This window comes from Peredibacter sp. HCB2-198 (assembly GCF_045999315.1).
Taxonomy (GTDB): Bacteria; Bdellovibrionota; Bacteriovoracia; order Bacteriovoracales; family Bacteriovoracaceae; genus Peredibacter.
Map to the genome: position 1 here is coordinate 1,411,850 of NZ_CP174607.1, position 22,802 is coordinate 1,434,651.

Here is a 22,802-nt window from a genome sequence, read left to right on the forward strand (position 1 = left end):
AAGTGAAGTGAAAATGAAAAACATCGTTCTGATCCTGGTGTCACTCATCATGAGTACTGTCGTGTATGCTAATGAAAAATCTCTTTATAACTTTTCATGGCTTGATAACGACAAAGAAATCTACGTTCTACAGAATAGAAAATTCAGAAAAGTCGGTAACGTGTATGTTGGCGGTACTGGTGCATACAACCTAAGTCAGGACTTTCTTGATGCTTATGGTGTCACGATTAGAGGTGGGTACTTCTTCACAGAAGACTGGGGCGTAGAGCTTATTTATGGAAAGAACTCTAACACTGAAAACGATACTGCTAAAGGCGTTAAAGAGCAGGGAACTGTTCCTTTCTATCGTCAGATTGATTCATTCATGGGTGCCATGCTGATGTGGTCTCCATTCTACTCTAAGATCAATACTTTCAATCGTATTTTTTATTTCGACTGGATGTTCGGTGTGGGTGTAGGAACGATCACGACCAAAGATAACAGAAATAAATTTGATACAGCGGCGGCCAATTCAAACTCGCTGACAGATGAAAGTCAAACAGGTGCTCTTTGGAACACTGGTTTCCGTTTCTACATTAACGAGCATTGGAGTCTTCGTCTTGATCTGACAGGACAAACTTATAAAGCCGATAAGATCAAGAAGGCAGGAACAGGACCAACTTCAACTGCGTCTAAGCTTTATAACAATTACGATTTGGGCCTTGGTCTAAACTACGCATTTTAAGAAAGGAGAACACGGATGTTCTCGAGAATATTATTAGCTTCAGCAATTCTTATTCCCTCTGCCTGGGCCTCTTATGAATCAGCGGCCAGAAATTACGGCAAGGGCACGATCTCTTTAAGCGGTTATCGCCGTACCATACTGGAACTTGTGGATGGTGGTTATTATTATTCAGTCGTTCCATGGATGAAGGATTATATCGTTAAAAACGATCGCACTCTTGATTCAGAAATGGAGGGCGCTCTGGATCAGATGCTTTATGCCACTGGTGTGAAGCCGTTTGAATCTCTTCCAGAAAATATTCTTCGTCGATCAAGATCGGGAAATATTCGTTATATCCTTGCGAAACGTCTGTTTAAGCAGGGAAAAAATCAAGAGGCCCTGAATGAATTAAATGGTGTTGGGCCTGATCATTCGGCTTTTCCTTTTGTGGCGAACTTAAGAGGTGTGATCTATTCACATTTAAATGACTATAAAGACGCAGAAACTCAATTTAAGGATTGTGTGAACGCCTCTGAAAAGAGAATAGGAAAGACAAAATCCATTACTCAGCGTGATCAGCTCGAAACGAACCGAGATTACTGCGTGGCCGGTATTGCACGCGTTCAGTATGCTCAGGGAGACTATAAAAAGTCTGAGCTAAGCTATCTTGATATTCCAAAAGAGTCTTTTGTATGGCCTGAAATCCTTTTTGAAGAGGCCTGGAACAGTTACTACCTTAATAACTACAACCGTACTCTAGGAAAGCTCGTTTCTTATAAAGCACCTGTTTTTGACTTCATCTTTAAGCCTGAGACTGAGGTATTGAAGGCCCTGACTTACATGAAGATGTGTCTTTATGATGATGCGAAAAAAACGGTGGATGATTTCTACAATGAGCTTTTAAATCCTTCACGTGATCTAAGAACGTTTCTTCTTTCTCGCGGTAAAGACTATCGCTACTACTATACCTTGATGGCCGATCACGAAAGCAATAAGCCGGCGCCTCTTCCAATTGTGGATCATATCTTAAAGTCAATTCGCAAGGACGCCGCCTACCGTGAAATGAAGAGCTCTCTGACCGCGGCCATTGGCGAATACAATCTTCTTCGTAAAAAATCAGGTGGCAGTATGCAGGCCAATCTGGTGAAGAATGTGAAGACCCTTGCTGATGAATATAGAACCACTCTTGGGGCCTATGTGCGCGCAGGACTTGTGTCGAAATATTCGGAGCTTTATACGGCCTTCCAGGGCATGAGTTACATCAAGCTTGAGACTCTGGCCCAAAGAAAAGAACGTCTCTATGAATCTGACACGGTCATGAACAAAAAACGCGGTGATGTGAAGTACATTGAGCGCAACGATAAACAGTACTTCTGGAACTTCAATGGTGAGTTCTGGGCAGATGAATTGGGTGATTATGTGTTCGCCTTGAGGTCTGAATGTTAAAGTATCTAATTCTTTCGATTTTAATTGCGAATTCAGTTTGGGGTGCAAAGTTAACTCTGGATGAACGTCGTAAGAAAATTCTTTCAATTGTTGATGAAGAACTTTCAGAAGTTTCTCGTCTGGCCAAGCAACAGGACTATAAATCGCCTGATACCTTATTACGCTTATCTGAGCTTAATTTGGAGAAGGCACGTTTATGGAGAGAGGCCGAAAACGAACAGTATTTGAACATTCCAGTGGAAGAAAGACGAAATCTTAATAAGAAAGACTACTTCAAAAACTCGAATAAGTTTTTTGATGCCGCTAATGATTCAGGACTTGTCGTTGTAAAACGGTTTCCAAAGTATAAGGGAATTGGCGAAGTCTATTATATCCTGGCCTATAACTATAAAGAGCTTGGTAATAATGATCTTGCTCAAAAGTATTTTAAACTTGCCTCTAAGGACGCACCTAAAGACTCAAAAGTTGGCTTGAAGTCCAAGCTGGCCTTGGCCGACTACTATTACAATGCTGGTAAATTTAAAGAGGCGATTCCGCTTTATGAAGCATCTGTAAATAAGATGACGGAAGAGAAGTGGTGGACCAAGGACGCTTTTAATCTTGCTTGGTCATACTATCGTGTAAAAAATTATGATCGGGCCATCAATCTGATGAAAGAAGTTCATCGTAAAAGTGGTGGTAAGTACGTTGATATGCGGAACATGGTAGAAAGAGATATTGGAATCTTCTACATTGATGCCGGCCGTATGAATGAGGCCATTAGTTTTTATGAGGGCCTAGGAATTAACTATACTGAGCAGTTTGTAAAAATTGCCAGTTCGATTGTGACTCAAGGTCGCTTTGCTCAAGCGGAGACACTTTTAAAACAGGCCGCTAAAAACGAGAAGAACCGTGATAAGAGAGTTGAAATCCTTATCGCTCAGTTGAACCTTTTCGATAAGTACAATAAGGTCTCAGAGCACCTAGAAGTATGTAAGGAACTAGTGGGCCTTCATTTGAAGGAACCTCTAAATTCGGATGACTACAATAAATTAGTCTACCATGTGAATAAGAAGGCGGCTGAGCTTCAAAAGGCGACCGCCTCAGATATTTATAAAAATGTTCCAAAAGTTCAGAAGCAGAAGTCTCAAGAGGCGATTGCCTATTTCGAATTGTCAGGACAACTTTCACCGGGACAAAAAGCAGAGAAAATCTTCTTTCAGGGTGAGACGGCCTATGCCGCTAGAAATTATGGCAAGGCAATCGGTCTGTACATCACGGCCTTTGATGCTGCTCGTGCCAACAATGACAAGAAAATCATGAATCAAAGTTTGGAAGGTATGCTTTCATCTCTTGGTCAAAAAGGACTTAGTCCTAAGATCGCTGAGAGGAACTATGTTCCAGTTTACACTCGCTATTTAAGTTTTGATTCCAAGAGTGAGCGCGCCAATTCAATCTATGTGAAGCTTTTTAATGCTCAGTTTGATGCGAAAGATATCGCAGGCGCTGAGAAAACCATGGCGGATTTTGCTAAGAACTTCCCGAAGGACTACAAAACTCAAGAAGGAATGCTGGCAAAGATCATGGAAGAGCATCGTAAGAGTAAGAACTACGCCGCAGTTAAGTCTTATGTCACAAGAATTAATGATGGTGAGTTCAGAATCTCTAAGAAGTATGCGGATGCTCTAAGAAGTTTAATGACCAAAATCCAGATTGAGGGAGTTCAGCAATCACTTCAAAAAGGTGATAAGGCCGTGGCACTCAAGGGTTACCATCAAATTTATGAATCTGGTGAAAGTACTCCGAAGGCCAAGGTCAATGCGGCCTACAACCTGTCAGCTCTCTATTATGAGATGGGAAATTCTGACAAGAGTTATGAGTGGTCAGTCATTGCTATTAGGGACATGGAAGTGGCGGATGTTAACAAGTTCGCTGATTCGTTCTTGAGCATTGCCTCAGGACTCTTTCTACGTCAGGAGTTTAACCGATCTGCGGATCTCTCTTACAGAATGGTGGCCAAACTTTGTAAGGAGAACTCTTCGAACAAAGTCATTGCCTATAAAAATGCTGCTTTCATCGCCCTTGCCAATAACGATATTAACAAGGCGTTGGAAGTTCGCGACTTCGGTAAGCAGTGTGCAATAGCGGATGCTGCCATTGCAGAAGTGTCATTTGAAATCTTAAAGGACCTCGCTAAAGCTCGTCGTTGGGAATCTTACGAAAAGTTAATTGCAGAGCTTGAGACCAATTCTAAAAATTATCCTCAACTCATCAAACCTTACGAGGACCTTCGAAAAGAGTACCTGGGCATTGGAAATAATGAGGAAGCAAGACAAGTGGCGGAGAAACAAAACCGTTTCTACCAATTGGCGAAGTCTCAAAAGTTGGACATTCCAGTTGAGGCCCTGGACCTTATGGCGGAAAAAATGCTTACAGGTGTTCAGGATAAAAAGCAGCGCTTGGATCAGATCAGACTTCAATTTCCTGAGGCCGAGTTTAACAGCGCAGTCAAAATGAAGCTTCAGCTTCTTGATCAGATGACATCTGACGTGAATAGCATTCAAAAAGTCGGATCGGGGAAAGGAATTGTTGAGGCCTATAAATATGTGATCGAATCTTATGAGTCTTTTGGGAATGAACTTAAAAACTTTGCACCGGAAGGAAAATCTCCTGAGTACGTTGCAAGCTTTAAAAAGGCCATGGCAGAAGTTCACGGTCCAATTTTGGCAAACGCCCGGAAGCAACGTTCGGAAGTTAAAAAACTGATCAATGACAATAAGATCCTTACTTTCTCAAATTACGCTGTTCTTTATTCTGAAATCGAAAGCAATAAGCGCTTTTTGACTGAGAAAGAAGCAGTCCTCATGGAAAGAGGAGGTCGCCAATGAAATTTATTCTATTACCGCTTTTACTAGTTGCGGCCTGTTCAACGACAAAAGAGAAAACTCCATCTGGAGCGCCGATCAATGTGAGTAATGAGGCCTTTAAAAAAGAGAGACCATTATCAAATGCGGAAATCTCTGATTTTTACCAGGCCAATGCTAAGACCCTTAATCCGGCCCTTCAAGATGAGACACTTGACCGTCTGACTCCTGAAGAGCTTTCTGAGATCAACGTGTCAGCGGATCCTCTCATGGACATTTCTGTTCGTTGTAGTCAGGGAGATTTTGAGGGCGCTTTTGCGGTCGCTGGAAAAAACTTCAATAAGTATCAAAAAGTGGCGCAGTACTGGAACCTCATTGCCAACTGTCACTTGAACCAAGGTTCGTTTCGCAAGGCCCTTTTGTTCTATAACAAAGCATTGGAAGTGACTCCTAATTATGTTCCAGCATTAAATAACATTGGCGTTCTTTATTCTCGTCAAGGTCTTGATCAAAAGGCCCTGGTCGCCTTTGAACGCGCCAATAAGCAGTCAAAGTTCTCTAAGACTCCGAGATATAATCTAGCGAAGCTCTATTTGACTTATGGTCTGGCGGACTCGGCACAACCTTTATTTCAAAGTTTATTGAATACTTCTCCGAAAGACGTGGATCTTCTTAATGCAGTTGGATCAACTTATTTTCTAATGTCTGATTACAATCGCGCTTTAGGTTATTACCAGCAGATCCCGCGGAGTGAATGGACCCGGGCTGAAATCGGATTGAATCTCGCTTTAACTTATAAAAAAGTCGGCAAGGTCGCTGAGGCCAAAAAGGTCTTCTCTGCAGTGAAAGATCCTTCAAGCGCCAACCTTCGTCGCTACTATGCGGCCATTGAATCGCAATTAGGAGAATAGAATGAAAATCTTAGTTACCGCTTTATTTTTCATTCTTTCAGGAACAGTTCTGGCACAGACCAAGCCGAATGTTCGTTACGAGTATAAAAAGTTCGAAAAATTTGATTTCGAAGAAATCGGAGTAGAAGGAGAAGCAGGCGCGCCTGGTGATATTTCTATTTCTCCACGTCTTAGAAAAGAGTTTAAGAACAAGCTTCCTGAAAGACCGAATTTTAACAAAGAAATGAAAAAAGCCGTCGAAGGCATACGCTAGGGGACATTTGTGGAATTAGAGAAAAACAAAGGACCGAAGATGTTCGAGGTCCGGACAACGAGACCTGGTCATAAGACAAAGGGCGGAGTTTTCGGAAAAGGACGTTTCCTGCTAGGCAGAAGTGAGAGCTGTGATCTCATCGTAAATAACGATGCGATTTCTGCTGTTCATGCGGTTCTTGAAGTGTTCGATGATAAAGCCATCATTTACGACATGAACTCTACCAATGGCACATATGTTAACGATGCCAAAGTGATCGTGAAAGAGTTCCGTGTTGGTGATACATTCCGTCTCGCCGACGTAGAATTTTCATATCAGGTCTATGTTCCTGAGGAGGCCCTTCCTCCGGTTCTTGAGACACTTGAGCCGATCCATGGAGAGGCATCTGTTAAATTGCCACCTGAGCTTCCGGCGGCCCCTAGGTCTCTTCCGAAGGCGGCCCCTACTGTTTCTTCCCGTGTTCCATCTATTGTTTATCCACTAGCGGCGGATCCCAAAGCGGAATTCAGTGAATATATTTTTGAAGACAAGGATGATTTGTATCCAATCTTTAAATATGAAGCGGCCAAACAAGCAGTGGAAGTCATCATTCTTCATAATGACCAAGTTTTCAGTGTGGATTATTTTCCTGAAGGTCGTGGCACTTACTTCATCACTGGCATCATGACGAAGAAAGATGAGATTGAATTTCCTTATTTAAATAAAAATGAAAAGTTTCCATTCGTAGATGTTCGCGGTGGAAGTGCCACGGTTCACACATTACCGGGTTTCGGGGTCTTCCTTCTAAGTGATAAAAAGAAAGACACAGGACACGTGGGCACAAGCATTGAACTATCGGGTCAGGATCTAGTGCGCCTTCAGAAAGATCATCTTCAGATCTTTGTAAGAAATGTTGCAGCTCCTCCTAAAATTGCGGCAGCTCCTATTCTAAAACGTGATCCGGAATTTAGAAAATATCTGGCCATGTTTATGTTACTCGTTGGACTGTTCTTCGTTTCTCTCAATGTAATTGAAGTTCCAGAAGACGAAAAGAAAGATGAACTGGCACCAGAGCGCCTGGCAACGATTTTATACAAACAGCCGTTAACGGTTTCTAAAAACGTGGCAGTAGAGAAAACGGAAAAGGCCCCAAAGGTGGCGCAGCAGTCTCCACATAAAGTTGCAGTTGAAAAGACTTCTACAACTGAAAAGAAGCCTGATGTAAAAAAGCCGGATGTCATTACCACGAAAGAACAGAACAAAAAGCCTGATCCTGGTAAAAAGACCGCGACAGAAAAGAAAGTGGTGAAACAGGGTACGACTCCAGTGACCAAGCCATCAAATAAAAAGTTTGATTCGCCGATCGCAAAATCAAACTCGACTTCTTCTGGTGCTAAAGCGCCGACTGCGTATTCTCAGTATGAGGCAAAGACCGCAGGACATGTTGAAGTTTATAAGTCCGCTGATTTCTCAAGCTCCGTGAGCACACTGGTTGCAAAGGGTGGCTCATTATCTGGAGTTAAAACTGTTGGTGCTTCTGGTTCTGGATCAGGTACTGGTCAAATCGGTGCGGCCACGGGCGTGGTAGGTGGTACAGGAAGTGTGAAAACTTCTAATATGGTCACAAATCAAGGCAGCTTAGTTGGTGCAACTACCGGCGTTCTCGGGGAATCCAAAGGTGCTGAAGGTCTATCGGCCAAGCGTGAAATTTACACTGCTGGTATTCCAGGTGAAACAGTCGTACTCGGGTCAATGGATCCAGATGTTATTCGAAGAATTCTCATTGAGCACCTTCCTCAATTCCGTTACTGCTATCAGCAAGAAATTGAAAGAAGAGGTTCAGAGGTCTTCGGAGTTGTGAAATTGAACTTTGTGATCGGTGCTTCAGGGCACGTTTCCAAAGCGGGTACAGATGGTAGTTCGGGGCTTCCGGCCGATGTTAGTAAGTGTGTTGTAAACGTGCTTCGAGGGATCACCTTCCCAGAACCATTGGGTGGCGGTACGGTAGAAGTTAAGCAGCCAATGAACTTCCAGACCAAGAAAATGTAAGATCGAAATGTAAAAGGACCCGCAAGGGTCCTTTTTTTATGCTCAAAAAAAAAGGGGACCATTGCTGGTCCCCATTTTTTTCAAATAATGTAGAAGAAATTAATTACCTTGAGTTAACACCACAAATTTGAACTCTTTAAAACCAGCGGCAGCACAAGTGTACATGACTCGTTTTAAATAAGAGTATTTGAGAGTTTTATCAACAACCAGATTGGCGATCCCAGAGAACTTTTTGGCCTGTGGAGAGAGCTTTTCCGACTGCTTAATCGTCTCTTTGATCTTCACCAGTTCGTTATAAAGAGGAACAATTCTTCGTCCACCTTCATCGAAAAGCTGGTCATTAGGGATATCAGTGTTTACAACTTCTGCATCATCCACCCAGATTTGGGTCTTTGATACCTGAACATTCACACCGAAGTTATTCAGTGTTTCAGAAGAAGAGCGTGGGAGATCAATTTCCTTAGGGACATTGATCACAACTCCCGAAGAGTTGTAGCTCTGAAGTAGGAACACCAGAAGGATGGTAAGAATATCGAGAAGGGAAGTGATATCGATATCAAATACCGTCTCCTTTCTTTTTCCTCTGCTAAATCGTGAAGCTCTACGTGCCATACTTCCTCTTAAGTCGTTAAGTTACTGAAGATGATTCTATCGAAAAGGTTTTTGATCTTTTCATCAACACCATCTTTATTCGGTTTAAAGATGGCCTCATCCGTTTTATTGAGCATTCTGACTGCGTCCATGATCTTAACAATTTCTTCATAAGGAAGATCATCAGTCGGTTCAAAGATGATCGAATCTTCGTCCACGTGTTGCTTTTTTAAATCAATCAACGTCGTGTGAATTTCATCAAAGTTAAACTGGCCATCAGACTGGCGAGAAAACTTTTTAATTTCCCTCGAAGGAACTCCACTGGAAAGAGTGATCTCGTTGGCCTCAACTTTCATGGTTAGGGCCAGAGGTTCTTTCTCTTCTTTTTTAGGAGGCTCTTGATCAGAAATAATTGGAATTGGAGAACCAATCTCATAAATCTTTAAAAAGCTCGCAGACATCAGAAGGAAAAAGATGAAGATAAACACTGAGTCCATGATAGGAACCAGATTCAGCTTTTCATCTGCCTTTTTACGTTTGCGGCTGGTAGGAACTCTTAGCATAAGCTAATCCTTAATCGTCGATGGCTTTTTTAGTTCCAAGAAGATCTTGAAGCTTAACAGCGAATTCATCAATCTCGTTAACGATCTTCTCTGATTTCGACATGAGGAAAGCGTGGATCATCATGATCGTGATCGCAGCAAGAAGACCAAGAGCAGTTGTGTTCATCGCAACCGCAATACCTTTCGCAAGAACTTCCGCTTTTTGCGTTGGATCCGCTGCTGATACCGCAGAGAACGATTGAATCAGACCCTGAATCGTTCCTAGTAGACCGAATAGAGTAGAAAGGTTCGCCGCAAGTTGAAGATAAGAAAGGCGCTGCTCGATTTTTGGAATCACTTCAAGCGCAGTTGCGTCGATGGCGTTCTGAACTTGTTCAGTGCCTTGGTTGGCGCGCTTAAGACCACTTTTTAAAACGCGTGGTAGAGCGGCCTGTGAACCTGAACAAACTCGGATCGCTCCTTGAATGTCATTCGAGAGAATGTAACGTTGAAGTTCATTCATGAATGAAGGTCCATCAACATCATAGGTGTAAGAGAGTTTTTTGAATCGTTCTAGTGCCACTGCAAGTGCGAAGGCCCACACTGCAAGAATCACGTACATGAAAATACCACCCTCAACGATAAAGCGAATGGTCCATTGGATAATTTCCATAACTACTTCCCCTTCCATGGAAAAATAAAGGTTTATAATTCATTATAAACGCAAATCTAAATGCTCAAAGAAATTTAAATATGGGAAAAAATTGGAGAATGAGGGGCAACTAGGTTGCCCCCATGAAGATAGCTGATTAAAAAGAACAAGTAACTTTCTGAGATTTGTGTGGGAAAGAAACAGAATTAAGACGTCCGTCAGTCTTAATCGTTAAAGTGATCTTCCCATCTTCAGTCGCATATTCATAATCTTTCACGATACGGTTTGCTCCAACTGTGTACATGTTCGAAAGCATGACTTTTGTATCGAACTTGACCGTTTTACCGCTTTCCATGTCGTAGCCAGAAAGATTCAGGTCCATACGAACATGGTAACCAGGGTTACCGTAAGAGTCTTCATTATTAGAACTCCAGATTTTTTCGATCTGGACCTTACAAGTGCTTGGAACGTTTTCTACAAATAGCTTGGTTTTAAGTGTGCCTTTTAAAACCGGAGTACCAACGATCGTGTGAGCATATGCTGCCGACACCATAAGCATTACTGCTAGAATGATATTTTTCATAAATTAGTCCTTAGTAAGTAGTGGTCTTTTTACCGTTGTCATAACCTTCGTAGGTATCTTCCCAGCCCTTGAAAGCGCGACGAGCGTCTTGAATTTCTTCAAGTATCCAATGATTTCTTTCAACACCTTTTACATCACGAGCTTGAATATCCACTGGGCGGAACATGTACATTGGGACCTTCATGAGATAACAAAGTTTTTTCCACTGGTTTTGCTCATAGTCCTGGTATTTTTCAACGATAGGGCAGTTACGCTCTTTCGACATCATGAAGAAACTCTTCCACTCTTGAATTGGAGTTGGTTTTTGGAAGAAAGTTCCGTCCATCACGTAATCTTCACCAGCAATATTTACTAGAGGAGCAACGTGGAACCACCAATCGTATTCATCAATCATTTGGAAACGCTGAGTGAAGAAAATGAACAGTTTTTCAGACTTGATGTTCATTTTTGACCACATATCAAAGGCCCACATGTGAGCGCGCTTGAAACATTGAGAACGTCTCTTGTCGCCGTCGTTGATCATGCTTCTGAAGACATTAGTTGCTTCTTCAATCGTTTGAAGATCCGTCGGAGCAAATTGTCTTAGTTCATTATAACGGAAATGGTTTAGATCAAGAGTACTAGTATCTACTTCTCCTGGAAGAACCGCACGAATGCTGTTGATCATCGCTTTTGTGCCGGCAGTAGAGTAGTCGATTTTAACAACTTTCCCCATTAACGGGTAAATGCGGGCCATGTTTTCTGGAGTATTTTTGATCTTGTAAACGCGGCCATCAACACCTGAAAGTACGCTAATAGTTTCGGTTCTGATTGATTCGTGAACGTTGAAAACGGTCGTAATAACGACTTCCGCTCTGGCCTTTGCATTCATGAAGAGAACGCTAAATGCTAGAGCGACTAAAATTTTAGTAGACATAGTCACCCCTCTGAATTTTGGGGTCTTATAGAAAAACCGGATCCCGGTCGACTATGTAGGAACTAGATTTGGGTAAAAATTACAGGTAATTTTCCGGGAAAAGCTGGCGTTCGATACCTTCGATGAAGATATGGATGCACTTAATATGGACTTCCTGGATACGATCTGTAATAGGGCACGGGATGATCAGAGGAACGTCCACCATGGACTTCAATTTTCCACCGTCTTTACCCAATAAACCTACTACTTTCATGCCCTTAGCTTTCGCCACTTCCACCGCTTTAATAACGTTGGCCGAGTTTCCAGATGTCGAAATCGCTAAAAGCGTGTCGCCCTTTTGTCCCCAGGCCTCAACAAAGCGAGAGAAGATGTGATCGAAGCCAAAGTCATTAGCGATACAGGTAATGTGACCGGCCTCAGAGATACCTGTGGCAGGAAGAGGAGCTCTATCTTTACGGTAGCGACCAGTCAGTTCTTCCGCGAAGTGAAGAGAGTCGCACATTGAACCGCCGTTTCCGCAGCTGAAAACTCTGCCACCATTTTTGAATGAATCGACGAAGATCTGAATCGATTGCTCGATTTGTTTAATGTTCTTTTCGTCTTCAACAAATTTATTAAGGGTATTTTGGGCTTCAACTAGAGATGAACGGATAAAACTCATAAGAAAAAACAAGCGGGCCCATCATTGGACCCGCCGCCTTGATTATAAAAGAGAATTGATGTTTTTTACGATTTCAGCTTTAGGCTGGTTACCAACTAGAGTTGATTTAACTTCGCCATTCTTGAAGAAAATAAGAGTTGGGATACCGCGGATACCGAATTTCTGAGCAAGGTCAGAAGCCTGGTCAACGTTAACTTTAACAACATTAGCTTTACCATTCATTTCAGACGCGATTTCGTCCAGAACTGGAGAAAGTGCCTTACATGGTCCACACCACTCGGCCCAAAAATCTACTAGAACCGGTTTATCAGAGTTCATAACCTCTTGATCGAAATTCGCAGAAGTTACACTTGTTAAATTTGCCATAATTACTCCTTATAAAGCACAGCTCCACTTTATCGTATGGGAAGCCGTAGGACAAGTTATACCCATTATAACACTTGATTAACATAATCTGGAATCAATGAAAATACGTTCAAGTCGCGAATTTTTCGCTACAATAATCCGGATGAACAGGAAGTCCTTATTAAAGGGGCCAATGGCCCGGGCCCGATGGTCGCGACTAATAGCTAAGTGTATTGATATCGGCCTCGTTACCGTAGGGGCGATATGCTATTATCCTATGGGATTAATCCTGGGAATTATCTATCTTTGTATTTCTGATTCACTCTACGACGGTCAATCAATTGGAAAACGCTTCATGGGATTCGGGGTCATTTCGCTGATTGATGGCTCGCCATGTTCTGCCTGGCAGTCTTTGATCCGAAATTTACCGTTCACAGTGCCATTGTTCTTTCTGGTTTTTCCGTTTTGGGGTTGGATTTTTTCGGCGGTCTTTGCTCTTCCGCTCGCCGCCATGGAAGTTTATTTTTTGTTCCGAGGTGATACCGCGCATCGGTTAGGGGACATTATGGCGGACACGACTGTGATCGCCAACGACGGAACTCGCTTGGATTTAAGGAAGACTAAGTCTCCTTGGTTTGATACACCTCCAGTTCCACTTCAATAGGTCATCATGAAAAAATTAATTATTATTGATATTTCGAACTATATCTTTCGTGCTTTTTTCGCCATTCGCCCTCTTCACGCACCAGACGGTACTCCCGTGAATGCGGTCTACGGTGTGCTTTCGATGGTTCACAACTTGATTGTGAAATACCAGCCGACTCACATTATCGTGGCCAGAGATACGAAAGAAGGTTCGTTTCGTAAGGTGATTTACACTGAATATAAAGCGAACCGTTCTGAACCACCTGATGAACTCGTTCCACAATTCCCTCTCGTTGATGAACTGGTAAAGGTCCTGGGACTACCGGAAATTAAGGCACCAAACTATGAGGCAGACGATGTGATCGGATCTGTCGCTACTCAGTGGAAGAATGATTTTGATGAAATCTTAATCGCTTCTGGTGATAAAGATCTTATGCAGTTTGTGGATGGGCCGATTAAGATACTCGATACGATGAAAGAGAAGATCTATTCTCGTGAAGATGTGAAAGACAAAATGGGTGTGTATCCAGAACAAATCGTGGATTATCTTTCACTCATTGGAGATTCTTCCGACAACATTCCAGGTGTCGATGGTATTGGTCCAAAAGGTGCCCAAAATCTGATTGAAGAATTTGGAAATCTCGAGAACATTCTTGAAAACATCCCATCCATTAAAAACAAGCGTTCGATGACGGCACTTGAAGCGAACAAAGACAATGCTCGTCTTTCAAAAGAGTTGGTGAAAATTGTCTGCGACTTAAAACTTAAATATGCTCCTGATGAGACTTCATACCGCTTGAAGGTCAATCAGGAAGTGGAGGACTTCTTAAATAAAGTGGGATTCCGTTCATGGCTTACAAAGCTCGCGGATTTTAAAGTTGCCGGGCCGACTGCAAAGGCACATGTTGTTCCTGAGAAAACTGAAGCAAAAGAAGTTGAACGCTGGTCTCTTGCCGATTTAAAGAAAAATATTCAGGGTGAGCAGACCATCGCCATCACACACATCTGTGATGACGAGCTTAATCAGCATCAATGTTGGCGTGCTATGGCAGTAGCCACTCCTAAAAAAACAGGTTACATCTCTCTCAGTCAAGAAGAAGCAAAAACACTGACTGATATTATTCACGAGGCCCATGCTGAGGTCATTTGCTACCAATCAAAACCAATCCTGCAATTAGCGATGGTGGCCGGTGTAACTCCGGACTTTAAATACTTTGATCTCGCTCAAGCACACTTTATTATCAATCCGGAAATGCGTCACGATTTAGCGACGATTGTTGAAGAGTTTCTGGGGTTTAAGCTTCCAGTCGCTCCTAAAGGACAGGCGGATCTTTTTGGAAATCAGAGCGAAGAAGAAATTAAAACTCATGGTGAGAAGGCCGAGGCCATTCTAAAACTTCATCCTATCCTTCGCGACAAGATGAAAGAAATGGACGTTGAACGTCCATACTACGAATTAGATATCCCACTGATTAAAGTTCTGGCGGCCATGGAACTTGAAGGTGTGACACTGGACATCCCATTCTATAAAGATCTTGAGAATGATTTCTCTCGTCAGATTGAAGAAATCGAAAAACAAGTGATTGCAGCGGCCGGAGATAAGATCAATCTTCGCTCTCCGAAGCAAGTAGGGGAACTCTTGTTTGAAAAACTCCAGCTTCCAGTCATTAGAAAAACAAAAACAGGATACTCAACTGATGCGGAAGTTCTGACAGAGCTTGCGGCCATGAAGTTAAATCCAATTCCGGAGCTTCTGCTTCGTTATCGTGAAATTGAAAAACTTCTTTCAACTTACGTGAAGGCGCTTCCGACAATGGTAAGTCCGGAGACTAAAAAGATTCATACTCACTTCCAACCGAGTAACGCTGCCACAGGAAGACTATCTTCGGATAACCCGAATCTTCAGAATATTCCGGTTCGTACTGAAAATGGTAGAAAGCTTCGTAAAGGGTTTATTCCTTCTCCGGGAAGAACACTTCTTTCGGCCGACTACTCACAAGTAGAACTTCGCCTTCTTGCACATTTTGCACAAGATAAGAGCATGATTGATGCCTTCCAAAATGACCGCGATATTCACCGTCAGACGGCGGCGGAAGTGTTTGATGTTCCTTTGGAAGAAGTTTCAAAGGACATGCGTAATAGCGCTAAGGCGATTAACTTTGGTCTGATGTACGGTCAGACGAGTTTTGGTCTTTCTCAAGCGCTTCATATTTCCCAAGGTGATGCTAAGAAATACATCACAAACTATTTTAAGAAGTTTCATTCGGTAAAAAGCTATCTCGATGGACTGAAAGAGAAGGCCGAGAATACTGGCTACGCTGAAACTCTTTTTGGCCGAAAACGTAATCTTCCAGATATCAAATCGACCAACCGTCAGGTCAAGGCCATGGCGGAAAGAGTTGCGATTAATAGCCCTATTCAAGGAACTGCTGCCGACATTATCAAACTTGCTATGATCAATATCCAACGCATCCTTGGCGAGAGAAAGCTTAAGTCTAAGATGATTCTTCAGGTGCACGATGAATTGATTTTCGATGTGGTTCCGGAAGAACTGGAAGAGATGAAGGTCCTGGTACAAGAGCAAATGGAAGGCGCAGTATCTCTGAGTGTTCAACTCAAGGTTGAGATGGGTATTGGCTCTAACTGGTACGATCTTAAGTAGAATAAGCTTCAACCGATAAGTTCGGTATGAAGCTCATTTCGATACTTTTCCTGACTTTTTTTTCGATGCAGGTCTTTGCTATTGGCTGTGACTGTGAGGTGCGAGTGTATTCTCCTACCACGGGTTCTTACCAGATGAGGCCGAACAATTTCCGGACTTATCAGTTGGAAGAATACAGCACTTATTCAAAGAAAAATCAGAGAGAGTGCCGTGAGTCTTGTCTTAAAAAATTCGAAGAGGACATGCCGGCCAGTCGTTTAAATGCCCTTCTTATCACTTATGCTCAAAGTCTCATTCAGGAAGGGCAGTTAGGATATAATTGTACTGGACTCACGACTCTTAAATTTCCAGTACGAGTGAAGGCAAGTCTTGGCAATCTTGGTCTTGGTAATGTTGCAGACCTGGTTCAAGTCGTGAGCCACGAAGAGGCGTGCTTTTATTAGCCTCTCTCTACCTTGTAGCCAGATTCAATCCACATATCCATTCCGGCATCGTGAACACACACTAAATTATTAAGGCCAGCGCCGCTTAGAATATCGAAGGCGGTTTTAGCACGTCCACCACGCTTACAGTGAATGTACACGTGATCGTATTTTTTTAACTCGTCCACGTGTTGACCGACTTCTGTCACCGGAATATTAATCGCATTGGCAATGTGGGCCTCGTGGTATTCTCCCGGATTTCTTACGTCCAAAATCACGTCATTTTTTCCTAATTTCAAGTGGCTATCGTGGAATTCTTTGAGTGTCATTAGTGTATTTGACATAAATAGTCTCCTTTATCATTGGCCTAATATTCATCTCTCAAATTCCGATAAGTTTAATGGAGAGTCAAGCGATGCTGTACGCTTTGTTTCTAATCCTTGCCATTGCTTATAACTGGAAGAAGTTCCTGAGGGAGCGCTCTGTCTTTTATACTTCGCTGATTGAGGCGAAGGGCACTGCCCATCGTGAAATGATTCTGAGTCACCATTTCTATATTTTTATTTTTGAAAGTTTCTTTTCATTGATTGTGGCCCATTTGATTTCTGAGCGGGCCATGTCAGTTGGGTTTCTGGGGTTGGGTGCAGTTTATATCACCCTTATCATTACTGGCATTTTCATTTATCAGTTTTTTATTCGTTATGTAGAAAAGAACACAGGACTCACTTTGTGGAGTTCATTTAAAAGTCATCTCGTGAAAGAATTGCGAGTTAACTTTGCGATCGTTCTTTTGCCGATGCTTATCTATTCCCTGATCAATTGGACATTCCAGGACGGGGTATATGAGGAGTGGGGCAATCTTTGGTTTATCGGACTGCTCTTCAATATTATCTTCGTATCTGTTCTCACAATTGTTTGCTCAGTCGTGATCATGCTTCGGTTGATTCCTAATCGAGAGATCACAGAGCCGGAATATCTTGATCTGATTAATAAACGTCTGACTCAGATTCAAGTGCCCCAGATGCGTATTCGTTGGATCGAGACGGACATTAAAAATGCCTTCGTCGTGGGTCTGAAAATCCTCTCGTTTTCAAACCAGACCATGTTCATTGGTAGAAATCTTCGTAACACATTAACGCTCGAAGAGTTTGATGCAGTCATTGCTCATGAACTGGCCCACGTGGCCAATCGTCACATTCACAAAAGAGTGATTGATCTTCTTAAAAATTTTATCTTCATCGTTTTTGGAACATTATTTTTGACGTTTGCGATTATCGGTCTTTCCGCCCTCTATTTAGGGGAAGATCTTCACATCCATACTGGCGCCGTTTCTTTTACTTGTTTCTCTGTGTTTATTGGGTGGATGCTTTTTAACTATTACCTACTTTTTGATACCATTCGTTCTCATGAATATGAGGCCGATGCTTACGCGGTGATTGAATTGGGCGCTAGCTTTGAGGCGCTTAAATCGGCCCTTCAGAAGTTAACGACCCCGGAAGAGTTGCCGGAATATCTAAAAGCAAGAAAGCCAAAAGAGAAGAGTGCTCTTGGGGCCTGGCTTGCTAAATATTTTTCTACTCATCCGGATTTGGAGAGTCGCTTTCGTTCGGTAGAGCATAAAGTGACCCGTGGCCTGCCGTTTAACTACTACGTTTCTCCAGCTCAGAAGGTAAGAAAATTTTTCGGTCATCTTTTAGAATGGAAAGTGTCTGTTCCATTGGCCACTTCGTTTGTCATGATGATGGTATGGGGAATGATGCACATTAAATCTGGAATGGAGGCCGTGGCCTTTATCCAGCACTCTTCAGCAGATGCCATTCTTAAAAAGAAAAAATTGATTTCGATGATTAATTCTCGTCCGCAACTGGTGGGCCCAAGTCTTATGGCCTATGTAATTAAGAAACGTGATCCACGTTTGATTGATCACTTTCTTCAGCATGGAGCGGATAAAGGCAAGACGTTGGTCTACATTTCTCAGATAAAAGATTTTGAGTTATTGCAACGTTATTATCCTCGTTATCAAGATGAACTCACTGAAGATGAATATTTTTTGATCCTTCGAAAATCGGCCCAAATGGATTTTACAGAAGGCTATCGTTATCTAGTGAATGCTCAGCAGTTTGAAAATCTTAATCGTGATTACAAAGAAGACGTGACACGTCTGTATAAGGGTAATCGTTTACCGGCCTCAGAGAACAAATAATTTAAAAAATTTGATTTTAAAAAAAACGATTGAGCTGACTTATCGCCAGCTCATGTTGAATACCGCTTCGACTAAAAGGTCTGGTGCTGAAGCACCCGCAAAGCGGATTTGAATGTAATCATCTTTGTAGAGAGAGAAGAGATGTCCGGTCACATCACCGAAATCATCGCCATCGTAATCTACACAATGATTAAGCTGCATTTCACTGTTTGAAAGAGTTGTATAAGTACATTTGAACTGAAAATCTTCCATGTCATAGGGATTGGCGTCGAAGACAATTTCCACTGTCTTGCCTGCAGTCGCCCCACGACGAACCTTCAGACGTTCAGGAATTTCGAACTGTCCGTTTCGCGGCATTTGATACATCTTAGATGAACCAATTGAACCATCGAGTTTAACGACATAGGCCGACGGCAATTCCTGATTTTGGGTTTGATGAGAAGGCTGGGTATCAGAATCGCTGATCTTCTTTCCACATCCGACGGTGGCGATGGCCAAGGTCATCAGAGGACAAAGTTTTCGAGTCAGTACATTGAGCATTATCCGTTCCTTGAGAATGCCTGGTTTAATTATATCGTGAATAGCTTTTCGGCTGTCCTTGAAGGAACTTGAAGATTCTAAGTGCCTAATTTTTAAGGTTCCGCGAGGCAAAATTTGCTGTTTAAAGCGATGTTTTAATCATTGTCATCAATCAGGTATTCGAGGAATTTTAAGGAGATTGCCGATATCAAGTAGTAGATCAGGATGATCAGGGAGGACCAAATGAAAGCATTTCTTATCTTCCTCATTAGCTTACAGTTCATCTCCGCTCCAAATGCAGCAGAACTCAATTATGAAAATGAACTTCGCGTTGTTTTAGAACGCCTCAAATCAGAAGGGCCGGTTTCGGTTTTAAAAAAGTTGAAAGGCTCACTCTATGATTCAGAGTTTGCGGATGCAGTGACTCTCTTGAAGAAAGTAGGATCCGTTAGACCCGAGTTTAGAGAAAGTTCTCCTGGGGTATGGGAGTTGGATCAGGATGGCCATAAGATCCTCTTTTCCACATCGGAGTTTAAAAAAGGCGAGATGTGGATTAACCGGAAGTTATTTCGATTTAAACACGTTTCTTTTCACGAGTTAGAAGATGCCCTAAGTTCCTATGAAAACCTGAATTCGGGCCAATTTACCCGGGTTGAAGGGGTGGTCATTGCGGTTTTAATAGGTCACCTAAGTCTTGATAAAAAAATGAAATAGCAGCCTACTGAGTCATTCGACCGAAAAATTTTTTATCCCTCAACCTTGACACTTTTCTTGGCAGACTCATCTTCTCGAGTGCAAAATCTGATCAATTTTTTTAAAAGAAATTTTGCGTAGCAAAAATTTAATCGTATGGAGGATGTATGACAGTTAAACCACTTCAAGACCGCGTTCTTATCAAGAGACTTGAAGAAGAAACAAAAACAGTTGGCGGGATCATTATTCCTGACACTCATAAAGAGAAGCCAGCTCAAGGTGAAGTTGTGGCTGTTGGAACTGGTTACCGTCTACAAGATGGTTCAGTGAAGGCCCTTGATGTGAAGAAAGGCGATAAAGTTCTTTTCGGTAAATACTCAGGCACTGAAGTAAAAGTTGGTGGCGAGAATTACCTGATCATGAAAGAAGACGAAATCCTAGGAATTCTTCAGTAATTAAATTTTAAATCTCTAAGGGAGAAAATATATGTCAGCTAAAGAACTTAAATATTCTGAATCAGCTCGTAACTCAATCCTTGCTGGTGTGAACGCCCTAGCAAATGCAGTAAAAGTTACTCTAGGTCCTAAAGGCCGTAACGTTGTTATCCAAAAAGCCTTTGGTGCTCCATCAATCACTAAAGATGGTGTTTCTGTTGCTAAAGAAATCGAGCTAGAAAATGCTTTCGAAAATATGGGCGCTCAACTTGTTAAAGAAGTAGCTCAAAAAACAAACGAAGATGCTGGTGACGGTACAACAACTGCTACAGTTCTTGCTCAAGCTGTTTACCGTGAAGGTGTTAAACTTGTGGCCGCTGGTCACAATCCAATGGACCTTAAGCGTGGTATCGATCTAGCTACTGCTAAAGTAATCGAGAAACTTAAGTCTATGTCGAAAAAAATCGACACTGCTGAAGAAATCGCGAACGTTGGTACAATCTCTGCTAACAACGACGCTGAAATCGGCAAACTTCTTTCTGAAGCAATGACTAAAGTTGGTAAAGAAGGTGTAATCACAATCGAAGAATCAAAAACTGCTGAAACAGCACTTGATGTTGTTGAAGGTATGCAATTTGACCGTGGTTACGTTTCTCCATACTTCGTAACTAATCCTGAAAGAATGGAAGCTTCTTACGAGAATCCATACATTCTAATCACTGATAAGAAAATCTCTTCAATGAAAGAACTACTTCCTACTCTTGAGAAGGTTGTTCAATCTGGTAAAGGTCTTGTGATCATTTCTGAAGATGTTGAAGGTGAAGCTCTTACAACTCTAGTTGTTAACAAACTTCGCGGTACTCTTAACGTAGCAGCTGTTAAAGCTCCTGGCTTCGGTGACCGTCGTAAAGAAATGCTTAAAGACATCGCGATCCTTACTGGTGGTCAAGTGATTTCTGAAGAGCTTGGTATGTCTCTTGAGACAGCAACTCTTAAAGACCTTGGTTCTTGTAAGAAAATCACAATCGACAAAGAAAACACTGTGATCGTTGACGGTGCTGGTAATAAGAAAGAAGTTGATGCACGCGTAGCTGCTATCCGCGCTCAAATCGCTGAAACAACTTCTGACTACGACAAAGAAAAACTTCAAGAGCGTCTAGCTAAGCTTGCTGGCGGTGTTGCTGTTATCCGCGTTGGTGCTCCAACTGAAGCTGAAATGAAAGAGAAGAAAGATCGCGTAGAAGACGCTCTAAATGCTACTCGCGCTGCTGTTGAAGAAGGTATCATCGTTGGTGGTGGTGCTGCTCTTCTTCACGCTGCTGCTTCTCTTGAGGGCCTTAAAGGTGCTAACGAAGAGCAAACTGCTGGTGTTAAAATCATCCGTCGTGCAATCGAAGAACCTCTTCGTCAAATCGCTTTCAACGCTGGTGTTGACGGTGCCGTTGTTGTTAACAAGATTGTTGAATCTAAGAACGCGGCCTTCGGTTACAACGCTCGTGACGATAAATTCGAAGACCTAGTTAAAGCTGGTATCATTGATCCAACTAAAGTAACTCGTTCTGCTCTTCAAAATGCTGCTTCAGTTGCAGGTCTTATGCTTACAACTGAAACAATGATCGCTGACCTTCCTAAGAAGGACGATCATGGTCATGGCGCTCCTGGTATGGGCGGAATGGGTGGCATGGGTGGTATGGGAGGAATGATGTAATCATCGCCTCACTTAGAAATGCATAAAAAAGAAAGGGCACCAAAGGTGCCCTTTTTTTATTCGTAAACTTGAAAACAGTCGATCGTCCTGCGCATATTAAGATTCCCTAGCCAGTGTCCGCCTCTTCCTCTCATCAGCATGAGCTTTCCAAAGTCCTGATGGATATAAATAACATCAATCCTTCCATTGCCTGCGATCGCGAGTTCCCCACCAATTCTTCTAAGTCCTTCCTCATCTTCCATTCCAATGGTCTGTTTGCCATCCTTGGTAACAATGGCATAAAACTTTTTGCCAATTTCATCGCACTTAAGGATGACACCGGTTTCTACCGCGGCCATTGAAAGGGCAGAGGACATCAGAAATAAAAAAGTAATAAGTAGTTTCATTCTTTCTCCTTGGGTGTTTTTGGAGACTTTAAGGGAGAAGTTGATCATTTTGAATGATTTACTCGGCCTTATGTAATGGAACTGATGGCATGACCAAGTCCTTATCAGGGCAAACTCTGCCTCTCTCCCTGTAAGAGTGACATGGGGCCGGCGCGCACCGGTATCCTTTCTTACCTTCGAATTTCCAATAGTTCCCTTTTGTCCCTGACCGAAGAAGTCCTGATAGTAAAAAAGAGAACTTGGCCCTCACACCCATTGGCATCTTCCATGCAATCATAAGGGTCAAGAACTTGCCGGCAGGAAGCCAGCAAAAAACCCATAAGTGCCAGGGAGTCAGGCATGAAACTCGTTTTAACGTTCATTTGTATGATGGTCTCTTTTTCAGCTTGGTCGACAGTCACGGCAGGAAACGTGGATTGTCCGATTCAGTTTGAAGGGAGAGTAAAAGAAATCATCGAGCCTGTGGGCGCCAGTGGATTCTTTGATGCCAATACGGTGGTGTTTGAGAATCAGCGAACCCTTAAGGGTGAGGTGAGCGAGCAAGTGCTTTTAGAGGTCCTTCAGAATGGACCGTTTAAAGTGAGCGTGGAGAAGGACTACCGCGTGCAACTGAGAAGCGGGAAGCTTTGTTGGATCGAAGAAATTTAACATTTTTC

Annotated in this window: 24 protein-coding genes; 14 read left to right on the forward strand and 10 right to left on the reverse strand. The window is 42.5% G+C overall.

From position 1 onward, the window contains the following. Nucleotides 1–13: 13 nt before the first annotated feature. Genes ACJVC5_RS07130 through ACJVC5_RS07155 form a run of 6 tightly spaced genes read left to right on the forward strand, consistent with a single transcriptional unit; the run spans nt 14 to nt 8,184 of the window. The gene (locus ACJVC5_RS07130; protein WP_408098678.1) at nt 14–724 is read left to right on the forward strand and encodes an outer membrane beta-barrel domain-containing protein; all 711 of its coding nucleotides are present in this window, start codon (nt 14–16) and stop codon (nt 722–724) included. Nucleotides 725–739: 15 nt separating this feature from the next. Continuing rightward, the gene (locus ACJVC5_RS07135) at nt 740–2,149 is read left to right on the forward strand and encodes a hypothetical protein (RefSeq protein WP_408098679.1); all 1,410 of its coding nucleotides are present in this window, start codon (nt 740–742) and stop codon (nt 2,147–2,149) included. Then, nucleotides 2,143–5,016 carry a tetratricopeptide repeat protein gene (locus ACJVC5_RS07140; RefSeq protein ID WP_408098680.1) on the forward strand — a complete coding sequence of 958 codons (2,874 nt, stop codon included), beginning with the start codon at nt 2,143–2,145 and terminating at the stop codon, nt 5,014–5,016. Before ACJVC5_RS07135 ends, ACJVC5_RS07140 begins: the two co-directional genes overlap by 7 nt. Then, a complete protein-coding gene (locus ACJVC5_RS07145) occupies nt 5,013–5,903 on the forward strand; it encodes a tetratricopeptide repeat protein (RefSeq protein ID WP_408098681.1) in 891 nt (296 codons plus the stop codon). The genes ACJVC5_RS07140 and ACJVC5_RS07145 overlap by 4 nt, the downstream gene beginning before the upstream one ends. Before the next feature lies 1 nt (nt 5,904). Continuing rightward, nucleotides 5,905–6,156 (forward strand): hypothetical protein, encoded by a 252-nt coding sequence (locus ACJVC5_RS07150; RefSeq protein WP_408098682.1) that lies wholly within the window; start codon nt 5,905–5,907, stop codon nt 6,154–6,156. 9 nt (nt 6,157–6,165) lie between these two features. Continuing rightward, entirely contained in the window at nt 6,166–8,184 is a 2,019-nt protein-coding gene (locus tag ACJVC5_RS07155; protein ID WP_408098683.1) for an AgmX/PglI C-terminal domain-containing protein, read from the forward strand. A 99-nt stretch (nt 8,185–8,283) separates the two neighbouring features. Here ACJVC5_RS07155 and ACJVC5_RS07160 read toward each other — a convergent pair whose 3' ends face one another. The 7 genes from ACJVC5_RS07160 to trxA all read right to left on the reverse strand — a co-directional run bounded on the left by ACJVC5_RS07160 (nt 8,284) and on the right by trxA (nt 12,495). After that, the gene (locus ACJVC5_RS07160) at nt 8,284–8,796 is read right to left on the reverse strand and encodes an ExbD/TolR family protein (RefSeq protein ID WP_408098684.1); all 513 of its coding nucleotides are present in this window, start codon (nt 8,794–8,796) and stop codon (nt 8,284–8,286) included. 8 nt (nt 8,797–8,804) lie between these two features. Further along, a complete protein-coding gene (locus ACJVC5_RS07165; protein WP_408098685.1) occupies nt 8,805–9,338 on the reverse strand; it encodes a biopolymer transporter ExbD in 534 nt (177 codons plus the stop codon). Between the two features lie 10 nt (nt 9,339–9,348). Then, nucleotides 9,349–9,990: a MotA/TolQ/ExbB proton channel family protein gene (locus ACJVC5_RS07170; RefSeq protein ID WP_408098686.1), complete on the reverse strand. Its 642-nt coding sequence runs from the start codon at nt 9,988–9,990 to the stop codon at nt 9,349–9,351. Nucleotides 9,991–10,126: 136 nt separating this feature from the next. Beyond that, entirely contained in the window at nt 10,127–10,552 is a 426-nt protein-coding gene (locus ACJVC5_RS07175; RefSeq protein ID WP_408098687.1) for a hypothetical protein, read from the reverse strand. Nucleotides 10,553–10,562: 10 nt separating this feature from the next. After that, the gene (locus ACJVC5_RS07180; RefSeq protein ID WP_408098688.1) at nt 10,563–11,468 is read right to left on the reverse strand and encodes a protein-glutamine glutaminase family protein; all 906 of its coding nucleotides are present in this window, start codon (nt 11,466–11,468) and stop codon (nt 10,563–10,565) included. 79 nt (nt 11,469–11,547) lie between these two features. Further along, entirely contained in the window at nt 11,548–12,129 is a 582-nt protein-coding gene (gene gmhA, locus ACJVC5_RS07185) for a D-sedoheptulose 7-phosphate isomerase (RefSeq protein WP_408098689.1), read from the reverse strand. Nucleotides 12,130–12,171: 42 nt separating this feature from the next. Continuing rightward, on the reverse strand, nt 12,172–12,495 hold the full coding sequence (gene trxA / locus ACJVC5_RS07190; RefSeq protein WP_321396835.1) for a thioredoxin: 324 nt from the start codon (nt 12,493–12,495) through the stop codon (nt 12,172–12,174). 142 nt (nt 12,496–12,637) lie between these two features. Here trxA and ACJVC5_RS07195 point away from each other — a divergent pair, with 142 nt between their 5' ends. From ACJVC5_RS07195 to ACJVC5_RS07205, 3 genes are read left to right on the forward strand one after another with little or no spacing between them, the layout of a single operon-like run. Continuing rightward, on the forward strand, nt 12,638–13,138 hold the full coding sequence (locus tag ACJVC5_RS07195; protein ID WP_408098690.1) for an RDD family protein: 501 nt from the start codon (nt 12,638–12,640) through the stop codon (nt 13,136–13,138). Between the two features lie 6 nt (nt 13,139–13,144). Beyond that, nucleotides 13,145–15,781, forward strand: a complete 2,637-nt coding sequence (gene polA / locus ACJVC5_RS07200) for a DNA polymerase I (protein ID WP_408098691.1) — start codon at nt 13,145–13,147, stop codon at nt 15,779–15,781. Between the two features lie 26 nt (nt 15,782–15,807). Continuing rightward, on the forward strand, nt 15,808–16,224 hold the full coding sequence (locus tag ACJVC5_RS07205; protein WP_408098692.1) for a hypothetical protein: 417 nt from the start codon (nt 15,808–15,810) through the stop codon (nt 16,222–16,224). Here the strand turns inward: ACJVC5_RS07205 and ACJVC5_RS07210 are convergent. Continuing rightward, on the reverse strand, nt 16,221–16,547 hold the full coding sequence (locus tag ACJVC5_RS07210; RefSeq protein WP_408098693.1) for a rhodanese-like domain-containing protein: 327 nt from the start codon (nt 16,545–16,547) through the stop codon (nt 16,221–16,223). The genes ACJVC5_RS07205 and ACJVC5_RS07210 overlap by 4 nt on opposite strands. 71 nt (nt 16,548–16,618) lie before the next feature. Between ACJVC5_RS07210 and ACJVC5_RS07215 the strand changes: the two genes are divergently transcribed. Beyond that, nucleotides 16,619–18,406, forward strand: a complete 1,788-nt coding sequence (locus ACJVC5_RS07215; protein ID WP_408098694.1) for a M48 family metallopeptidase — start codon at nt 16,619–16,621, stop codon at nt 18,404–18,406. A gap of 39 nt (nt 18,407–18,445) precedes the next feature. Here the strand turns inward: ACJVC5_RS07215 and ACJVC5_RS07220 are convergent, their stop codons facing one another. Further along, the gene (locus ACJVC5_RS07220) at nt 18,446–18,946 is read right to left on the reverse strand and encodes a hypothetical protein (RefSeq protein WP_408098695.1); all 501 of its coding nucleotides are present in this window, start codon (nt 18,944–18,946) and stop codon (nt 18,446–18,448) included. Nucleotides 18,947–19,168: 222 nt separating this feature from the next. On the opposite strand from ACJVC5_RS07220, the gene ACJVC5_RS07225 reads away from it, so the two are divergent. The 3 genes from ACJVC5_RS07225 (at nt 19,169) to groL (ending at nt 21,760) form a co-directional block, all read left to right on the forward strand. Continuing rightward, nucleotides 19,169–19,639 (forward strand): hypothetical protein, encoded by a 471-nt coding sequence (locus ACJVC5_RS07225; RefSeq protein WP_408098696.1) that lies wholly within the window; start codon nt 19,169–19,171, stop codon nt 19,637–19,639. 146 nt (nt 19,640–19,785) lie between these two features. Continuing rightward, nucleotides 19,786–20,073: a co-chaperone GroES gene (groES, locus tag ACJVC5_RS07230; protein ID WP_408098697.1), complete on the forward strand. Its 288-nt coding sequence runs from the start codon at nt 19,786–19,788 to the stop codon at nt 20,071–20,073. Between the two features lie 31 nt (nt 20,074–20,104). After that, nucleotides 20,105–21,760, forward strand: a complete 1,656-nt coding sequence (groL, locus tag ACJVC5_RS07235) for a chaperonin GroEL (protein WP_408098698.1) — start codon at nt 20,105–20,107, stop codon at nt 21,758–21,760. A gap of 56 nt (nt 21,761–21,816) precedes the next feature. On the opposite strand, the gene ACJVC5_RS07240 is transcribed toward groL, so the two are convergent. After that, complete coding sequence (locus tag ACJVC5_RS07240) at nt 21,817–22,146, reverse strand: hypothetical protein (protein WP_408098699.1); 330 nt, start codon at nt 22,144–22,146, stop codon at nt 21,817–21,819. A 339-nt stretch (nt 22,147–22,485) separates the two neighbouring features. On the opposite strand from ACJVC5_RS07240, the gene ACJVC5_RS07245 reads away from it, so the two are divergent. Further along, entirely contained in the window at nt 22,486–22,794 is a 309-nt protein-coding gene (locus tag ACJVC5_RS07245) for a hypothetical protein (RefSeq protein WP_408098700.1), read from the forward strand. Nucleotides 22,795–22,802 lie beyond the last annotated feature (8 nt).